The 16,439-nt window shown below is 68.5% G+C and carries 16 protein-coding genes; 4 read left to right on the top strand and 12 right to left on the bottom strand.

Annotated elements, in window-relative coordinates; genetic code table 11:
* Positions 1–2: 2 nt before the first annotated feature.
* The 3 genes from ntrC to dusB are packed head-to-tail and all read right to left on the bottom strand — an operon-like array spanning position 3 to position 3,592.
* Positions 3–1,460, bottom strand: coding sequence for a nitrogen regulation protein NR(I) (ntrC, locus tag NX02_RS09830; RefSeq protein WP_025292023.1), 1,458 nt, complete (start codon positions 1,458–1,460; stop codon positions 3–5).
* On the bottom strand, positions 1,461–2,618 hold the full coding sequence (locus NX02_RS09825) for a two-component system sensor histidine kinase NtrB (RefSeq protein ID WP_025292022.1): 1,158 nt from the start codon (positions 2,616–2,618) through the stop codon (positions 1,461–1,463). It lies immediately after the preceding gene.
* Positions 2,594–3,592: a tRNA dihydrouridine synthase DusB gene (gene dusB, locus NX02_RS09820; RefSeq protein WP_025292021.1), complete on the bottom strand. Its 999-nt coding sequence runs from the start codon at positions 3,590–3,592 to the stop codon at positions 2,594–2,596. Before dusB ends, NX02_RS09825 begins: the two co-directional genes overlap by 25 nt.
* Positions 3,593–3,712: 120 nt before the next feature.
* Here dusB and NX02_RS09815 point away from each other — a divergent pair, with 120 nt between their 5' ends.
* From NX02_RS09815 to NX02_RS09805, 3 genes are read left to right on the top strand one after another with little or no spacing between them, the layout of a single operon-like run.
* Complete coding sequence (locus NX02_RS09815; protein ID WP_025292020.1) at positions 3,713–4,879, top strand: bifunctional 2-C-methyl-D-erythritol 4-phosphate cytidylyltransferase/2-C-methyl-D-erythritol 2,4-cyclodiphosphate synthase; 1,167 nt, start codon at positions 3,713–3,715, stop codon at positions 4,877–4,879.
* A gap of 11 nt (positions 4,880–4,890) precedes the next feature.
* Entirely contained in the window at positions 4,891–5,136 is a 246-nt protein-coding gene (locus NX02_RS09810; RefSeq protein WP_025292019.1) for a hypothetical protein, read from the top strand.
* 16 nt (positions 5,137–5,152) lie between these two features.
* Positions 5,153–5,704, top strand: coding sequence for a CinA family protein (locus NX02_RS09805; protein ID WP_025292018.1), 552 nt, complete (start codon positions 5,153–5,155; stop codon positions 5,702–5,704).
* Here the strand turns inward: NX02_RS09805 and NX02_RS09800 are convergent.
* Both NX02_RS09800 and lipA read right to left on the bottom strand, forming a co-directional pair.
* A complete protein-coding gene (locus NX02_RS09800; protein WP_025292017.1) occupies positions 5,626–6,132 on the bottom strand; it encodes a type II toxin-antitoxin system RatA family toxin in 507 nt (168 codons plus the stop codon). The genes NX02_RS09805 and NX02_RS09800 overlap by 79 nt on opposite strands.
* Positions 6,119–7,048 carry a lipoyl synthase gene (gene lipA / locus NX02_RS09795; protein WP_025292016.1) on the bottom strand — a complete coding sequence of 310 codons (930 nt, stop codon included), beginning with the start codon at positions 7,046–7,048 and terminating at the stop codon, positions 6,119–6,121. Before lipA ends, NX02_RS09800 begins: the two co-directional genes overlap by 14 nt.
* Positions 7,049–7,134: 86 nt before the next feature.
* Here lipA and NX02_RS09790 point away from each other — a divergent pair, with 86 nt between their 5' ends.
* Positions 7,135–7,764: a carbonic anhydrase gene (locus NX02_RS09790; protein WP_025292015.1), complete on the top strand. Its 630-nt coding sequence runs from the start codon at positions 7,135–7,137 to the stop codon at positions 7,762–7,764.
* 49 nt (positions 7,765–7,813) lie between these two features.
* Here NX02_RS09790 and NX02_RS09785 read toward each other — a convergent pair whose 3' ends face one another.
* The 7 genes from NX02_RS09785 to NX02_RS09755 all read right to left on the bottom strand — a co-directional run bounded on the left by NX02_RS09785 (position 7,814) and on the right by NX02_RS09755 (position 16,399).
* Positions 7,814–8,215: a putative quinol monooxygenase gene (locus NX02_RS09785; RefSeq protein ID WP_342671304.1), complete on the bottom strand. Its 402-nt coding sequence runs from the start codon at positions 8,213–8,215 to the stop codon at positions 7,814–7,816.
* Positions 8,212–8,661 (bottom strand): nucleoside deaminase, encoded by a 450-nt coding sequence (locus NX02_RS09780; protein WP_025292013.1) that lies wholly within the window; start codon positions 8,659–8,661, stop codon positions 8,212–8,214. Before NX02_RS09780 ends, NX02_RS09785 begins: the two co-directional genes overlap by 4 nt.
* Before the next feature lie 474 nt (positions 8,662–9,135).
* Positions 9,136–10,296, bottom strand: a complete 1,161-nt coding sequence (locus NX02_RS09775) for a VWA domain-containing protein (RefSeq protein WP_025292012.1) — start codon at positions 10,294–10,296, stop codon at positions 9,136–9,138.
* The gene (locus NX02_RS09770; protein ID WP_025292011.1) at positions 10,293–12,530 is read right to left on the bottom strand and encodes a DUF5682 family protein; all 2,238 of its coding nucleotides are present in this window, start codon (positions 12,528–12,530) and stop codon (positions 10,293–10,295) included. The genes NX02_RS09775 and NX02_RS09770 overlap by 4 nt, the downstream gene beginning before the upstream one ends.
* A 5-nt stretch (positions 12,531–12,535) precedes the next feature.
* Positions 12,536–13,615, bottom strand: coding sequence for an ATP-binding protein (locus NX02_RS09765; RefSeq protein WP_025292010.1), 1,080 nt, complete (start codon positions 13,613–13,615; stop codon positions 12,536–12,538).
* Positions 13,612–15,027 (bottom strand): DUF5691 domain-containing protein, encoded by a 1,416-nt coding sequence (locus tag NX02_RS09760; RefSeq protein ID WP_025292009.1) that lies wholly within the window; start codon positions 15,025–15,027, stop codon positions 13,612–13,614. The genes NX02_RS09765 and NX02_RS09760 overlap by 4 nt, the downstream gene beginning before the upstream one ends.
* On the bottom strand, positions 15,020–16,399 hold the full coding sequence (locus tag NX02_RS09755) for an SWIM zinc finger family protein (protein ID WP_025292008.1): 1,380 nt from the start codon (positions 16,397–16,399) through the stop codon (positions 15,020–15,022). The genes NX02_RS09760 and NX02_RS09755 overlap by 8 nt, the downstream gene beginning before the upstream one ends.
* Positions 16,400–16,439: the final 40 nt, after the last annotated feature.

The raw sequence follows: 16,439 nt of genomic DNA, 5'->3' as shown, positions 1-16,439 counted from the left end.
TTTCAGCCGCCTTGGCGCAGACGGCGGGTCTCGAGCTGGTGATCGTTGAGCTTCTTGCGCAGCGTATTGCGGTTGATGCCGAGCAGCTTTGCGGCCTTGAGCTGGTTGCCCTTCACCGCACCAAGTGCGATCTCCAGCAACGGCCCCTCGATCTCGGCGATGATCCGGTCATAGAGGCCGTCGGGCGGAAGATCACGGCCGAACGCAGCGAAATAGCGCGCGAGGTGCGACTCGACCGCGTCGGCGAGCGTTTCCGTCCCGCCCGACACGCGCTCGTCCTCCATCCGCGGGCCGCCGGCGAGTTGCTGCTCGACCAGCACCGCACTGACGACATCCTCGCGCGCCAGTACCGTCAGGCGGCGCATGAGATTTTCGAGCTCGCGCACGTTGCCCGGCCAATCATGCTGTTCCAGCCGCAGCACCGCGCCGCCATCGAGATATTTGCGGGGCAATCCTTCCTGCGCCGCGCGATCGAGAAAATGCTGCGCGAGTTCGCCGATATCGCCTCCACGCTGCCGCAGCGCGGGCAAGGCGATCGGCACCACCGCCAGCCGGTAATAGAGATCCTCGCGGAACGTCCTTTCCGCGATCATCTCGGGCAGGTTCTTGTGCGTCGCCGCGATGATGCGGACGTCGGCGCGGATCAGCCGCGTACCGCCGACCGTGGTGAACTCGCCGGACTGGAGCACGCGCAGCAGCCGCGTCTGCGCATCCATCGGCATATCGCCGATCTCGTCGAGGAAGAGCGTGCCGCCCTGCGCCTGCTCGAAGCGGCCGGCGGCGCGGCCATGCGCGCCCGTGAATGCGCCCCGCTCATGCCCGAACAGTTCGCTTTCGATCAGCTCGCGCGGGATCGCCGCCATGTTGACCGCCACGAAGGGGGCTTGGCGACGGCGGCCGAGATCGTGGATCGCACGTGCGACCAGTTCCTTGCCGGTGCCCGATTCCCCCAGCACCAGCACCGTCAGATCGTTGGCGACGACGCGCGCGATCGTCCGGTAGACCTCCTGCATCGGCGCCGACCGGCCGATCAGCGGCAGGCTCTCGTCGATCCGGTCGGCCTCGCGCGCGGTGCCGGCGGTACGCCGGCTGCGCACGCCATCGGCAACCGCACGACACAATTCCTCAAGGTCGAAGGGCTTGGGCAGATATTCGAACGCGCCCTGTTCGGTCGCGCGAACCGCCGTCGTCAGCGTGTTCTGCGCCGACAGCACGATGATCGGCAGCCCCGGCGCATCGGCGAGCAGTTCGGGCACCAGATCCAGGCCGTTGCCGTCGGGCATGATGACGTCGGTCACCAGCACGTCGGGCGCGAACTCCGGCATCGCCGCGCGCAGCGCCGCGATCGACCCGACCGTCAGGACCTCATGCTGCTGCCGTCGCAGCGCTTCCCCCACCACCGTACAGATCGCGGCATCATCATCCGCCACCAGGATCCGGCCCCCACTGGCCCTCTCCATCTACCTCTCCCCAACCTTGGCACGCGGCAGCAGCAGCCGGAACACCGTGCGTCCCGGATCGCTCAACCGTTCGTGCTGGACGATTCCCCCCATGTCGCGGACGAGCTTGTCGACCAGCGTCAATCCCAAGCCCCGTCCGCTGCGCTTCGACGATACGAACGGGTCGAACAGATGATCCGCAATCTCCGGCGGCGCGCCGGGTCCGTCATCGATTACGCACAATTCGATCGGCAGCGATAACCGCCGCCCACCCTCGCTAACCGACACCGAGACGCCGTGGCGATAAGCGGTGGTCAGCGTGATCACCCCCCTGCCCCCGCCCGGCCCGCGCGGCTGGCCCTCGATCGCCTCGGCGGCATTCTTGATGAGGTTGAGCAGCACCTGGATCAGCGCGTCGCGATTGACGAGCACCGGCGGCAGCGAAGGGTCGTAGCTCTCGCGCAGTTCGACGTCGCGGGCGACGCCCTGGCATGCCAGCTCGCGGGCATGCTCGAGGATGGAATAGATATTCTCGGGCCTGCGCTCGACCGGACGCGTATCGGTGAAATCCTCCATCCGGTCGATCAACTGCGTGACGCGATCGACCTCGCTGCGGATCAGCCGCGTCAGGGTTCGTTCCGCCTCGGGCAGCGTGGATTCGAGGAGCTGCGCCGCGCCGCGGATGCCGGACAGCGGGTTCTTGATCTCATGTGCCAGCATCGCCGCCGCGGCGATCGCCGTCATCGTGCCGCCGCTGCGTTCGAGGCGATGCCCCATGCGATGCGCCGCAGCGCCGACATGGATCAGCATCATTCGCCAGCCGGGCCGGTCGACGATCGGCACGACGATGAAGTCGGCGCGGAAGCGCTGCACGCGCGGCGTCTCGATCGCCAGATCATAGGCGGCGAAGCCCGAACTCTCTCGCCCCGCTGGCCGATCGCGATATTCGGTGGGGACGATGAAGGCGTCATCGACCTTGCGGCCCACCATCGCCGCGCTCGACAGGTTGAGCAGATTTTCCGCCGCCGCATTGACGCTGACGACGAGATCGTCGGGATCGACGAGAAGCATCGCCTCGGGGAGCGCAAACAGCAGTTCGCCCGGCTGTGGCGCATCGTCGCGCGCCGCAGCCGGCGCGCGACGGCCGAAGCGGATCAGGCCGCTGCCCGGGAGAGCCACGGATCGTAGAATTCGCGCAGCATCGCCAGCACCCGATCGGGCTCGGCGATAAAGTTCACCTTGTTGCGGAACTCAGCGGAGCCGTGGAGGCCGCGCGTGTACCAGCCGATATGCTTGCGCGCCATGTTGACGCCGGTCATCTCGCCATAATGATCGAGCATCGCCTGATAATGCTCGACGATCAGGTGATATTGCTCCTCGATCGAAGGGTCCGCGGCACGCTCGCCGGTGCGCAGATAGCGCATGACCTGGCCGAGCAGCCACGGCTTGCCATAGGCGCCGCGGCCGATCATCACGCCGTCAGCGCGCGATTGCTCGAGCGCGGTCATCGCATCCTCGATCGAGCAGATGTCGCCATTGGCGATGACCGGCAGCGACACGGCATCCTTCACCCGGGCGATGAACGCCCAGTCGGCACTGCCCTTGTACATCTGGTTGCGGGTGCGGCCGTGGACGGTGATCAGCTTCACGCCCAGATCCTCGGCGATACGCGCCAGTTCGGGGGCGTTGAGGCTGTCATGGCACCAGCCCATGCGCATCTTGAGCGTAACCGGCACGGAGACCGCCTTCACCGTCGCGTCGATGATCGCCGCAGCGGTCTTGAGGTCCCGCATCAGCGCCGATCCCGCGTCGCCGTTGACGACCTTCTTCACCGGGCAGCCCATATTGATGTCGATGATCGCAGCGCCGCGATCCTCGTTGAGCTTGGCTGCCTCCGCCATCTCCGCCGGCGAGCAGCCCGCAAGCTGCATCGAGATCGGCTCTTCCTCGCGGTGCCAAGCCGCCTTCTGCAGCGACTGGCGCGTCTCGCGGATCATCGCCTGGCTGGCGATCATCTCGGTGACGTTGAGGCCGGAGCCATAGCGGCGGACGAGACGGCGGAACGGCATGTCGGTGACGCCGGTCATCGGCGCGAGCAGCACGGGCTCTGCGATCTCGACGGTGCCGATCCGAATGGGTGCCAGTTTCTTCATCACGCCTGCCTAAAAATCAGGCAGATCGCATAGCGTTGGATTGCGGCGGCGGCAAGGCAGAGGCGCATCCGGCGCAGTGCCCTTCCCGCCCGCATCTTATTCCCCTAAAGCGCCGCCGCCATGCCGACTCCTCCACGCATCGCCGGCATCGTCGTCGCCGCCGGCCAGGGTGCCCGCGCCGGCGGGGATATCCCCAAGCAGTATCGCAGCCTCGCGGGCGTTCCCGTGATTGTGCGCGCGGTGCAGGCGCTTGCCGCGCATCCCGCGATCGAGACCGTCGTCGTCGTGACCGGCGCCGGACAGGGCGATCTGTTCGACCGCGCCTTCGCCGGCCGCGCCGCGCCCCGCCGCGTCGAGGGTGGCGCTTCGCGGCGTGAATCGGTCCGTGCCGGGCTGGCCGCGGTCGCCGATTATGACATCGTCCTCATCCATGATGCCGCGCGGCCGCTGCTGCCGGCAGCGGTGATCGACAGGCTGATCGGCGCGCTCGACACGCATGACGGCGCGGTGCCCGTGCTGCCGGTGGTCGACAGCCTCGCGACCAGCGACGGCACGCTCCTCGGCGGCCCGGTGCCGCGCGACGGGCTGGCGCGCGTCCAGACCCCGCAAGCCTTCCGCCAGCCGGCGATCGCCGGCGCCCATGCGCTGTGGCCGGACGACCGCGAAGCCACCGACGATGCGCAGGTCGCGCGCGCGGCCGGCCACAAGATCATGACCGTGGAAGGCGATCCGATGCTCGAAAAGCTCACCCACCCCGGCGACTTCGCGGCCGCCGAACATCGCCTCGCACCCATGCTCGTCACCCGCACCGGCATGGGCTTCGACGTCCACCGCTTCGCCTTGGACCGCGAATTGTGGCTGGGCGGCGTGCTGATCCCGCACAGCCACGGCCTTGCCGGCCACAGCGACGCCGATGTCGCGCTGCATGCGCTGGTCGATGCGATCCTCGGCGCGATCGGTGACGGCGATATCGGCAGCCATTTCCCGCCCAGCGACCCGCAATGGCGCGGCGCGCCCTCGCATCGCTTCCTCGAACATGCCGCATCACTCGTCGCCGCGCGCGGCGGCGTCATCGATCATGTCGACGTGACGATCATCTGCGAACGGCCCAAGGTCGGCCCGCATCGCGAGGCGATCCGCACGCGCATCGCCGCCTTGTTGATGATCGAAGTGGCGCAGGTTAGTGTCAAGGCGACGACGACCGAAGGTCTGGGCTTCACGGGGCGCGGAGAGGGAATCGCCGCGCAGGCCATCGCATCGGTCCGCATCGGGGGAACCGGCCTATGATGAGAAGGGCATTGCCGACGCTCGGCCACGCTGGCGCCATCATAGCGCTGGCGATGTCAGGTACCGCGCAGGCCGCCATCCTCTCGGAAGAATTGAAGCCCCAGGGTTGCGGCGAGATCGACCGCTTCGCCTTGGCGATCGCGCCGCTGCCGACGGCCAAGATGCGAAAGATGGTCGCGCCAATGCTCAAAATCGGGCTCGCCCGCGACAAGACCGTGAGCCTGCCGATCTGCCTGGCCGGCCAGCAACAGCAATGATATCGGGAAGCAAAGAGTGAGCGAACAGCGCGATACGATCCTGCCCGTCGAACTCGTCGAGGCGGCACGCAAGGTCATCGAGGCGAACCGCGCGGCCGGGCGCCGCATTGCAATGGCGGAAAGCTGCACCGGCGGCCTCGTCTCGGCGGCGCTGACCGAGATCCCGGGTTCGTCCGACGTGTTCGAGGCGGGCTTCGTGACCTATGCGGACGAGGCGAAGCTGGGCGCGCTCGGCATCAGTCTGGACGTGCTGGAAACCTTCGGGGCGGTCTCGATCGCGGTCGCGTGGGCGATGGCGCAGGGCGCAATCAAGAAAAGCGCGGCAGATGTCGCGGTTGCGATCACCGGCATCGCCGGCCCCGATGGCGGCACCGAGAAGAAGCCGGTCGGCACCGTGGTGTTCGCGCGCGCCGAGCGTGACGGCGATCCCAACGCGGTCGTCGCAGACAAGCGGGTGTTCGAGAACAACGGCCGCGGCGGCATCCGCCTTCAGGCAGCGTTGTGTGCGCTCGAATTGCTGATGCCGGCGGAACCCGCCGTGGTCGTGCCGCCCGCATCCGAACTCTGACCATAGAGCACGGCCGCGCGCGCCTCGAACGCGTCGGTCATCTTGCGCAGCGCCTTGTCGAACACCTGGCCGGCGAGCATCTCGAACAGCCGGTTCTTGAACGCGAAATCGACCGAGAAATCGACCAGCGTGCCGCCCTGCCCGTCAGGGCGGAAACGCCATTCATTGCGCAGATGCTTCAGCGGTCCTTCGACATAATCGACCGTGATCGCATCCGGACGATGTTTCGCGACGCGTGAAGTGAATTTCTCGCGTAACGCCTTGAAGCCGACCACGAGGTCGGCGACCATCTCGGTCTCGCTGTTCGAACGGACGCGGACGGCGACCACCCACGGCAGAAATTCGCCGTATCGGGCGACGTCGGCGACCAGTTCGTACAGCTGCTCAGGCGTGTAGGGCAGCGCGCGGGTTTCGCTATGCTTTGGCAAGCTTTGCCTCGCGCGCGGTGCGCAGCTTCGCGAAATCATCGCCGGCGTGATAGCTGGAGCGAGTCAGCGGCGAGGCCGCGACCAGCAGGAAGCCCTTGGCACGCGCGATCGCCGCATAGGCGTTGAACACCTGCGGGCTGACGAAATCCTCGACCTTTGCATGCTTCGGCGTCGGCTGGAGATATTGGCCCATCGTCAGGAAATCGATGTCGGCGGAGCGCATGTCATCCATCACCTGATGGACTTCGAGGCGCTGCTCGCCAAGCCCGACCATGATCCCGGACTTCGTGAAGATCGATGGATCGTGGCGCTTGATGCTTTCCAGCAGGCGCAGCGACGCATAATAGCGCGCACCCGGCCGAATCGTCGGATAGAGCCTCGGCACGGTTTCGAGGTTGTGGTTGTAGACATCGGGCCGCGCCGCGACGATCGCCTCGACCGCGGCGTCGGCCTTATTGCGGAAGTCCGGCGTCAGGATCTCGATCGTGGTCTTCGGCGTGTTGCGGCGCAACGCCTCGATCACCTTGACGAACTGGCTTGCGCCACCATCCGGCAGATCGTCGCGATCGACCGAGGTGATGACGATATGTTCGAGGCCGAGTTCGGCCGCCGCCGTCGCGACATGCTCGGGCTCCAGCGGATCGACCTTGCGCGGCATGCCGGTCTTGACGTTGCAAAACGCGCAGGCGCGCGTGCACACGTCACCCAGGATCATCACCGTCGCGTGTTTCTTCGTCCAGCACTCGCCGATGTTGGGGCAGGCCGCTTCCTCGCACACGGTGGCGAGGTTGAGCCGCCGCATCAGCTGGCGGGTTTCCGAATAGGCAGCGCCAACCGGCGCCTTCACCCGGATCCAGTCGGGCTTGCGCGGACGGGAAGAGGGCTGCGGGAGGTTCACGGGATCGGCTTCGCTCATGCCCGTGCAGATAGCGATGTGTGCCGCCACTTGCCACCCCCTGCCCGCCGCCTTAACCCCAAGATCAAACGAGAGGAGCCGTCGATATGGACTATGACGAGATGATCGCTGGCTATCAGCGCTTCCGCGCGACCGGCTGGCGCCGCGAGCGCGCGCGCTGGGCCGAGCTTGCCGAGGGCCAGAGCCCCAAGGTGATGGTGATCGCCTGCTCCGACAGCCGCGTCGAACCCGCAGTGATCTTCGACGCCGCGCCGGGCGAGCTCTTCACCGTGCGCAACATCGCCAACCTCGTGCCGCCCTACGAGAATGACGGCGGCCGGCATGGTGTTTCCGCCGCCGTCGAATTCGCCGTCACCCAGCTTGAAGTGCCCGAGATCGTCGTGCTCGGCCATGGCGCGTGCGGCGGCTGCCGCGCCGCGCTTTCCGCGACGTTCGAAGGTGCGAAGCCCGGTGAGGGCGGCTTCATCGCCCACTGGATCGACCTGCTCGACGGCGCGCGCCAAAAGGTGCTGGAATCGCATGGCGATACGCCCGAGGGCCGCAGCGCGCTGGAACATGAGGCAGTGAAGGTCAGCATCGCCAATTTGCGCACCTTCCCCTTCATTCCCGAGCGCGAGGCGGCCGGCAAGCTCAGGCTCCACGGCGCATGGTTCGCGATCGCGGACGGCACCCTGCATCTGCTCGACCCCGAAACCGGCAGCTTCGGCGAAGCATGATGCGCCGGGCGCCTCTTCCGGTGATCCGGAAGCGGTGCCGGTTCCGGCCTCAGCGCTTCAGCAACCCCACGCCGCCGAGCGGCACGGTCTCCACGCTGCTTTCGAACCCGGCGATCAACGGCCGGCCGCGCAGGATCGCGTCCTTCACCGCGGGAAGCTGCAACGATGCCTTGTGGCTTTCGGGGCCGTCCCACACCTCGGTGATCCACAGCGCGTCGGCGTCGACCGGATCGGTGGCGACGACATAGCTGAGGCTCCCCGGCATCGCCCCCGTGCCTTGCAGCAGGATCGCCGCGAGCGCATCGCGCTCGCCCGGCCTCGCCTTCATCTTGCCGATCAGCCCGTACATCGCCGTCCCCGCCCCTGTCGTTTGTCCGATCGCGGGCGCGCGGCCCAGCAGCGCCATCGCGAGGCCGCCGCCGATCGCCGCCCGTCGTGCGATGCCGTTCATTCTTCGGCGATATCCTCGTTCCACAGCGCCGGCTGCTCGGCGATGAAGCGCCGCATGAGGTCGATGCAGCGCGCATCGCCGACCACGTCCACGACGACGCCTCGGCTGCGCAGGAAATCCTCGTTGCCGCCGAAATTCACATTTTCAGCGATCACCACATGCGGGATGCCGAACTGCACGATCGTACCCGCGCACATCATGCAGGGGCTGAGCGAAGTATAGAGCGTCGTCCCCGCATAGCTGCGCTGCCGCCCGGCGTTGCGCAGGCAATCCATCTCGCCATGCGCGATCGGGTCGCCCTGCTGTACCCGCCGGTTGTGCCCCTCGCCGATGATCGCGCCGTCGCGCGCCAGCACCGATCCGATCGGGCAGCCGCCCTCCCGATAGCTTTTGAGCGCGAGCTCATAGGCGCGGGTGACCAGCGCGGGATCGAAAGACGTCGCCATGATGCGATCGATATCCTCACGGGCGATCGGCGACCAGCATCATTGTCGCAGGGCCCCGCGATCGCGTTCGCTTGGCGCAGGGGCAATGTTCCCATCCTGCGAACGCCCAGGCGGGCCGCGGACACGCGATTCAGCGCCGGGAGCGTCCTCGCTAGACGGTCCTGTCATGCACAGTCGACCCCAGTAAAGATGAGACCAAAATTCACTGTAACGTCTGTCACCTTTGCCCGATTTTCGGTTCGGCCAGGTTGGTCCGGTCACGCCCAACGCTGATGCGATGAACCAACAAAACAAAAACTTTCGTCAGATTCGGCCGTCGACCGCGTCTTCCCGGCGCGCCCGAAGCAGCGACACATGAGTGGGCTGGGCATGAACGATCCAGATCGGCGAACCGCTGGCGCTCACGGCCCGTGTCGCCGCGCGGCGAATCCAGCCGTACGAATGCAAGCCAAAGAAGCGCTGAATGCGGCCGGTTCAATCCTCGCCGCGAACCAGCTTGATATCGGCATCCGCCGCCCAGGCGTGGATGTCCTCGCGGCGCAGCGCGGTTGCCATCAGGTCGGGGAACTGGTCGGGCGTGCATGCGAAGACCGGTACGCCCATCGCGGCGACGCGCGCGGAAAGGTGCGGGTCATAGGACGGGCGGCCGGTGTCGGTCAGCGCGAGCAGCACGATGACGTTGACGCCGAGCAGCAGCAGCCGCTGAACGCGGCCGACCAGTTCCTCGGCATCGCCGCCCTCATACATGTCAGAGATCAGCACGAGATGCGCCTTTGACGGGCGCTCGATGCGCTGCTCGCAATAGGCGACCGCGGCATTGATGTCGGTCCCGCCACCCAGTTGGACGCCGAACAGCACCTCGACCGGATCCGCCAGTTCCTCGGTCAGGTCGACGATCGCGGTGTCGAAGCAGACCAATTTTGTCGCGACCACCGGCAGCGACGCCATCACCGCCGCGAAGATCGAGGCATAGACCACCGAACTCGCCATCGAGCCGGATTGGTCGACGCACAGCACGACCTCGTCCAGATCGACGATGCGGCGCTGCTGGCGCATGAAGCCGATCAGCCGCTCGGGCACGACCGTTTTGTGCTCGGCCTGATAGTGCTGGAGGTTGGCGCGGATCGTACGCGGCCAGTCGATGTCGGCGAAGCGCGGCCGGTTGGTCCGGCGCGAGCGGTCGAGCGCGCCCCGGATCGCGTCGGCGGTCTTGCGCTCCAGCCGTTCCATCAGCGCCGCGACCACCTTGCCGATCACCTGCCGCGCGGTCTCCTTGGTCTTTTCCGGCATCACGCTGCGCAGCGAGACCAGATCGGCAACCAGATTGACGTCGGCCTCCACCGTCGCGAGGAATTCCGGCTGGAGCAGCATCTGGCGCAGCCCCTTGCGCTCGAACGCGTCCTTCTGGATCACCTGCACGACCGGGCTTGGGAAGAACTCGCGGATGTCGCCCAGCCATTTCGCGACGCGCGGCGCCGATCCGCCGAGACCGCCCTTCCCCTTCTTCGCATCCTCCCCCTCGCCGTAAAGCGCGGTCAGCGCGGAGGAGAGCCGCTGATCGCGATCGGAGAGACCGGCTTCGTCTTCATCGACGCCCAGTGCCAGGGTCCAGCGGCGGTTGCGTTCGTCGGTCATCGCGCACGCCCCGCATCCAGCAGCGCCAGCACCCGCGCCTCATGCGCGGGCCAGAGCGTCGCCGCGCCCTCGACCAGCCGATAGCCGCCGGCAGCCCGGCCACCGCGACCGAACAGCGCGTCGATCAGCCGCTTGCGCGACATGCGGTCGAGCGCCGCGAAGACGCGGCGGAACAGCGGCAGGCTGGCGATGAACGCTTCCTCGTCGAGCGACTGCAGCCAGTCGTCGACCGCACCGCGCAGCGCGGGATCATGGATCAGCCGCTCACCGGCGCCGGTGAAAAAGCCCTCGAAGAATCCCGCCGCCTGTGCGACCGGGGTGCCCGGCGAGAGCATGCGCTGCAGCAGGTCGGCGCTCTCCCCTGCCGGCATCAGTTCGGCCTCGTAGAGCAGGCGCGCGGCGACGCCGGCGATCAGCCGCGTCGCCTGGTCGTCGGCGAGCAGGCGGCCCAGCGCCTCATGCCACTGGTCGGCGACCTCGGCGTCGAGCTGTGCGAGCCGGATCGCGCCGTCCGCGCCGAGCACCGCGTCCTGCAGCGCGCCCGCTGCGGCGTCGTCGAGGTTGCGCGCGGCATAGGGCAGCGCGAGCGCCGCCTGCACCACCATCCGCGGCATCAGCGCGTCGAGATGCTCGGCGGCCCCCGCGCGCGCCTCGCCATAGCGCATGATGTCCGCCATCGGCGGCAGCGCGACGAGCAGCGCCTGGCAATCGCTGGTCAGCGCCGCCTTGCGTTCGAGCGCGGCGATGCCGCTGTCGACCGCGCGGGGCAGATCCGCGATCATCGCGCTGCGCACCATGTCAGCAAGCGCGCCGAGCGTCGGCGCGTCCGCCATCGCCTCGCTCAGCCGCGCCGTGGCCGCCTCGGCGATCGTCGAGCCATGGACGAGATTCTCGACGAGGCGCACGGCAAATTCGGGCTGCCAGCACAGCACCCAATTTTCGCGGAAGGTGCCGCGGCTGCGCCCCGCGTCGGTCGGAGCGCCCCACGGCACGTCGAGCGCGCGCAGCCGATGGAGCAGGGTGGAGCGCGCGAGCCCGCTTTCGCTCCGCAGGTCGAGCGTCAACGCACGCTCCAGCGCCTCGGGCTTCAGCCGCATCGCCTTCTGCTGGCGCTGGAGATCCTCCAGCAACGGCGCCAGCGGCGTATCGTCCGGAATCGCGCCGACACTGCTGCCGACAAGCAGGTCGGCGGCGATGTCGTCCCACTGCGCGCGCTCGCCGTGGCAGAAGCAGGCGATCGCGGCGTCGCGCAATTCCTCGAAACCGGGTGCCGGCCGCCCGCGCATCGCCGCCAGCGCGACGCCCAGCCGCTGCGCTTCGATCGCGGCGGCGGTGGAGACGAAATGGCCGCGGGCGCGCAGCACCGCCATGATCCGCTGCAGCCAGATCGCGTCGCGATGCGGAGCATCCTTCGTGTCCCACAGATGCTGGCACCAGCCGGGTGCGACGACACCCGCGCCATAGCCGCTCGCCCGCGCCAGCCGCGGCGTCGTCCACGGCGCCCAGGTCGCCTTGACCTTCGCCTTGCCGCGGCCCTTGAGCAGCGCGCGGTCCGCCGACACCGCATGCTTCGCCGCGAGCGCGGGCAGGTGCCACGCGCCGCAGACGACGGCGACCGGCCCTTCGACCTCGCGCGCGGTGGCGGCAATCTCAAGCCGCATATGCGCTTCGCGCGCGGCCTCGCGCGATGACGGCTGGCCGGCCTCCGCGCGCAGCACGCCCATCGCGTCTGCGACGGCGGCGAACACCGTGGTCGATTCCGGGTTTTCCTCGATCACGTCCGACCACCAGGATTCGCCATCGACATAACCGGCCGCGGTCGCCAGCGTACCGATCGGGTCATGCGCGATCGGATCCTCCGCCTCGCTCTCGACCGGTGGTTCGTCCGGTGCCTCCTCCTCGGCTTCACGCACTTTCAGCCGGTCGCCTGCGGGCAGGTCGATGAAGCGCAACCGCGCGCCGTTGCGCACCGCCCATAACGCCGCCTGATATTCGGGCGAATAATCGGTGAAAGGAAAGAAACTGGCATTGGCCGGCGCATCCTCCGCATAGGTCAACAGCGCGACCGGCGTGCGCATCGCCGGATCGGCGAGCATCGGCAGCAGATCCGATGCATCGACCGGTCCTTCGATCAGCACGGCTTCGGGACGCAACGCATCCAACGCCTCGACCAGCCGCCGGGCCGAGCCGGGGCCGTGGTGGCGGACGCCGAACAGGGAGACGCTTGCCGGCATCGCGCTCAGAGCATTTCGGTCAGCGACGCGTAATAGCCCTCGAAGCCGCGCCGCTTCTTGAGCACGGTTTCCAGATATTCGCCGAGCACCGCCTTGTCCTGCACCGGATCCTTGACCACCGCGCCGATCATATTGGCGGCGAGCATGTCCGGCGTCAGCGCGCCATCGTTGAAGAAAGTCGCCTGGCTGATCCCGCCGACCATCACCGCGATCGCCTCAGCAGTGGACAGCCCGCCCGATGGAGACTTGAGCGCGATCTTGCCATCCTCGGTCGCGCCCGAGCGCAGCTCGCGGAAGATCGAGACGACGCGCGCCACCTCATCGGCGACATTCTTCGGTGCCGGCAACTCCAGCCCCTGCGCCATCTCGCCGACGCGCTTGACGATGATCGCCACTTCCTCGTCAGCGCTGTCTGGCAGCGGCAGCACGACGACGTTGAAGCGCCGCTTGAGCGCGGAGGAGAGTTCGTTGACGCCCTTGTCGCGATTGTTCGCGGTCGCGATCACGTTGAAGCCGCGCGCAGCATAGACCGCGCCGTTCAACTCGGGGATCGGCATCATCTTTTCGGAGAGCACCGTGATCAGCGTGTCCTGCACGTCGCTGCCCATGCGGGTCAGTTCCTCGAGCCGGCAGAGCTTGCCGCTTTCCATCGCCCGCATCAGCGGCGTCGGCACCAGCGCCTCGCGGCTCGGGCCGTGAGCGAGAAGCTGCGCATAGTTCCAGCCATAGCGGATCTGGTTCTCGTCGGTGCCCGCGGTGCACTGCACGACCAGCGTGGAATCGCCGGTGATCGCAGCGGCGAGATGTTCGGAGACCCAGGATTTGGCGGTCCCCGGCACGCCGAGCAGCAGCAGCGCGCGATCGGTGGCGAGCGTCGCCACCGCGGTTTCGATCAGCCGCTGGTTGCCGACATATTTCGGGGTGATGATCGTGCCATCCTCGGCGGTGCCGCCCATCAGATAGGTGACGACGCGGCGCGGCGACAGCGCCCAGCCGGCGGGCCGGCGGGCGCTATCGCCCACCGCCAGCGCCACCAGTTCGGCGGCGTAGCTCTTCTCGGCCGGCAGCCGCAGCATTTCGGTCATCCAGTCACTCCATGGTCGAGGGCGGCGTTGAGCCGCAGCATGTCGAGGCGGGGATCGGCAGCAAGGATGCCGATCGCGGTCAGCCGCGCGATCGCCTCGCGCGCGGCGGCAGGGGAAGCGATCAGGCCGAGCGCATGAAGCTCCTCCGCCAGATCGGCGGGGCGCGGTGCCTCTTCGTCCTTGCGCACCAGTCCGGCGAGCAGGGCAGCGCCGGCGGGGGCACCGATCATGCCATTGATGCTGCCCGCGCCGCCGACAAGCGGCAGCAGATCGAGGAAGCGCGCACCCTTCGCCAGCAGCAGCTTCGCCGCCGCATCGCGCTGCGCGGGATCGAGGCGGGGCGCGAACTGAAGCATCAGCTGGACGGTCGCCGCGCCCCGCTCCGCCAGCAGCGCCAACAGGCGCACGAGCAGCGCATCGGACGCCGATCGCTCGATCATCACCGCAAGCCCGGCGTCGAGTTGGCTGTCGTCGCCCCAGGGCCACATCGTGCAGAGGTCGTCGGCGGAAAGGCCCAGCGCCGCTCCGAAGGGCGTGATGCCGACAGTGTTCAACAGGCTGAAGCGGCGGTTGCGCTGCGCGGTCGTCTTGAGCGGCTTCGCCGCGACGATCTTCGTCCGGCGCAGCAGCCCCTTGCTCTGGATTTCGAAGAAGCCGGCCAGTTCGGTCACATCCTCGCCGGCCGCCTCCCCGCTCCAGCCGAGCCGCGCGAGCAGGTTTTGCGCCAGCGCCTTCACCCGCGGCGCGCGGTCGCCGGCATGGACGGCCTGGAGAAAGGCGGCGTCGGCATCGGACAGGCCAGTCGCCAAGGCATCGAGCAAGCGGAAGCGCGCCTCCGCCACCTCCCCGCCCATCTTCGCTTCGAGCAGCACGCGGGCCGCAGCCGGATCGTGCCGGCGCAAGGTCGTCAGCGCGGCGGCGCGGCCGGCCGGACCGAATTCGTCCCAGCTTTCGGCGTCGAGCGCCGCCGTCCGCCCGTCCGCGCCGGCTGCGCCTGCGACCCAATCCCGCCATGGCGCATAGAGATCCGGCGCGTCCTCGTCGCTCGCCGCCGGCAACCAGTCGGCCGGGTGCATCGCATGGCCGCGCGAGGCCAGCAGCTCCAGCAGCATCCGCCGTCGCGCCGGGTCGCGATCGCGCGCCAGCACCCGATTGGCGAGCGGCCGCAGCCCGTCGGGCAGGCTCGGCAGCGCCAGCGTCGGAAGGTCGGGCAAGGCGGTCAGCGCCGATCCCGGCGCGGCGAACACCATGGTGCCGAGGAACTGGCCGGACAATGCGAGCAGCCGGAGCTCGGCCTCCGCCGGATCGTCGCCGAGCATCGCCACCCATGGCTTCATCGCCGGCGCGCCCGCGCCGCCCATCGTCCAGCGTGCGAGCACGCCGTCCAGCGCGTCGTAGATCGGCTCAGCCATCGATCGCCACCCGTCCCCACGGCGTCCGCGCCGTGAGCAGCCGCAAGCCAGCGCCCGACCAGATCGCCGCGGTCCGTTCGAGATCGGTGCCACGTACAAGCCCCGTCGGCGTTTCGGCGAGCGGCAGCACCGTCGCCCCGTCCGCCGAACGCCACCACGCCCGGCCGCCGGTATCGGCGGCGACGCGGCCGGCGGGCAGAAGCACGGGGATGTCGAGCGCCCAGGGCTCGACGAGGAGGGGCCGGTTCAGCGCATCGGTCAGCGGCCCGGCGGCTGCCGGCCATGCCGCCGGTATCGCGGGTTCGGCACCGCGCGCCAGCAGCAGCGCGCGCAGCGGGACGCGCGCGGGATAGAACAGCAATTCGCCCTCGAACTGATCGCCCACCGCGAAGGCCGATCCGCGGCGCCCGGCGCTCGCGGGGAAGAAATCGAGCAGCATCGCGAAGCGCGGGCCATCCCCCTCATCCAGGTTGAGCAGCCAGCTCGTCTGCGAGACCAGCCCGTCCCGTCGCGTCTCGACCTCTTCGCCGACCACCTCCCAGCGCGCGATGACGCGAAGGGCGGTTTCGTCGGCCTGCAGCGCCTCGCGGCTTTCGGCGGTGGCAATCGCGCGGCGCAATTCGGCGCTGCCCGGTTCGGCGCGAAACGCACGCGCGAGCAGCACCAGCTTGCCGAACTCGATCACAGCGCCACGGACGCGATCCCCCGCCGGCAACGCCATCAACCGCCCCGGCAGTTCGTCGATCCGCCCGGCCAGCGCCGCCGCCTTGCCGTCGACGAGCCGCGCCGCGATCCGCCGACAGCGCGTCGTTGCATCATCGATGAAACCGGCGAGGCCCCGACGAAGCTGGTCGCCGATCCACTGATCGAGCGCGTCGAGCGCATCGAGGATGGCGCGGCCGGTATCCTCGGCGCGGCGCACCGCAGCGGCCTCACGCCGGGCAGCCGCCTTGGGGTCCTCGCGCGCCTCTGCCTCGACGGCGCGTGCGGCATCGACGCTCTTGGGCGCGGCAGCGCTATCCGCCGGCTTCGGCGCCCCGCCCCGCCGGCGGCCAAGCCAGTCGCTGACATAATCGGGGGTATCGGCCACGGGAAACGGCAGGATGGCTTCGGCGTTCAGCCAGAACAAGGCCAGCACATGCTTGCAGGGGAATTTGCGCGACGGGCAGGTGCATTTGTTGCCGTGATCGCGCAGGTCCGCCATCACGCGATAGGGATTGGCACCCGATCCCGCGCATTCGCCCCAGATCAGCGCGCCATCGTCGCTGGCGCCGATCGCCGACCATTTGCCCGGCTTCGCCAGCCCGGCCGCGGCCTTGAGCGCGCTCTGATCGGGCGCGAGCTGTTCAACCGTCTTGAGATCGATCGCCACGCGTACCGCCGCTCCCACCACCATAGGCAGGGCTAAAGCA

It is taken from the genome of Sphingomonas sanxanigenens DSM 19645 = NX02, from assembly GCF_000512205.2.
Classification (GTDB): Bacteria; Pseudomonadota; Alphaproteobacteria; order Sphingomonadales; family Sphingomonadaceae; genus Sphingomonas_D; species Sphingomonas_D sanxanigenens.
This window is presented reverse-complemented; position numbering and strand designations above follow the sequence as displayed.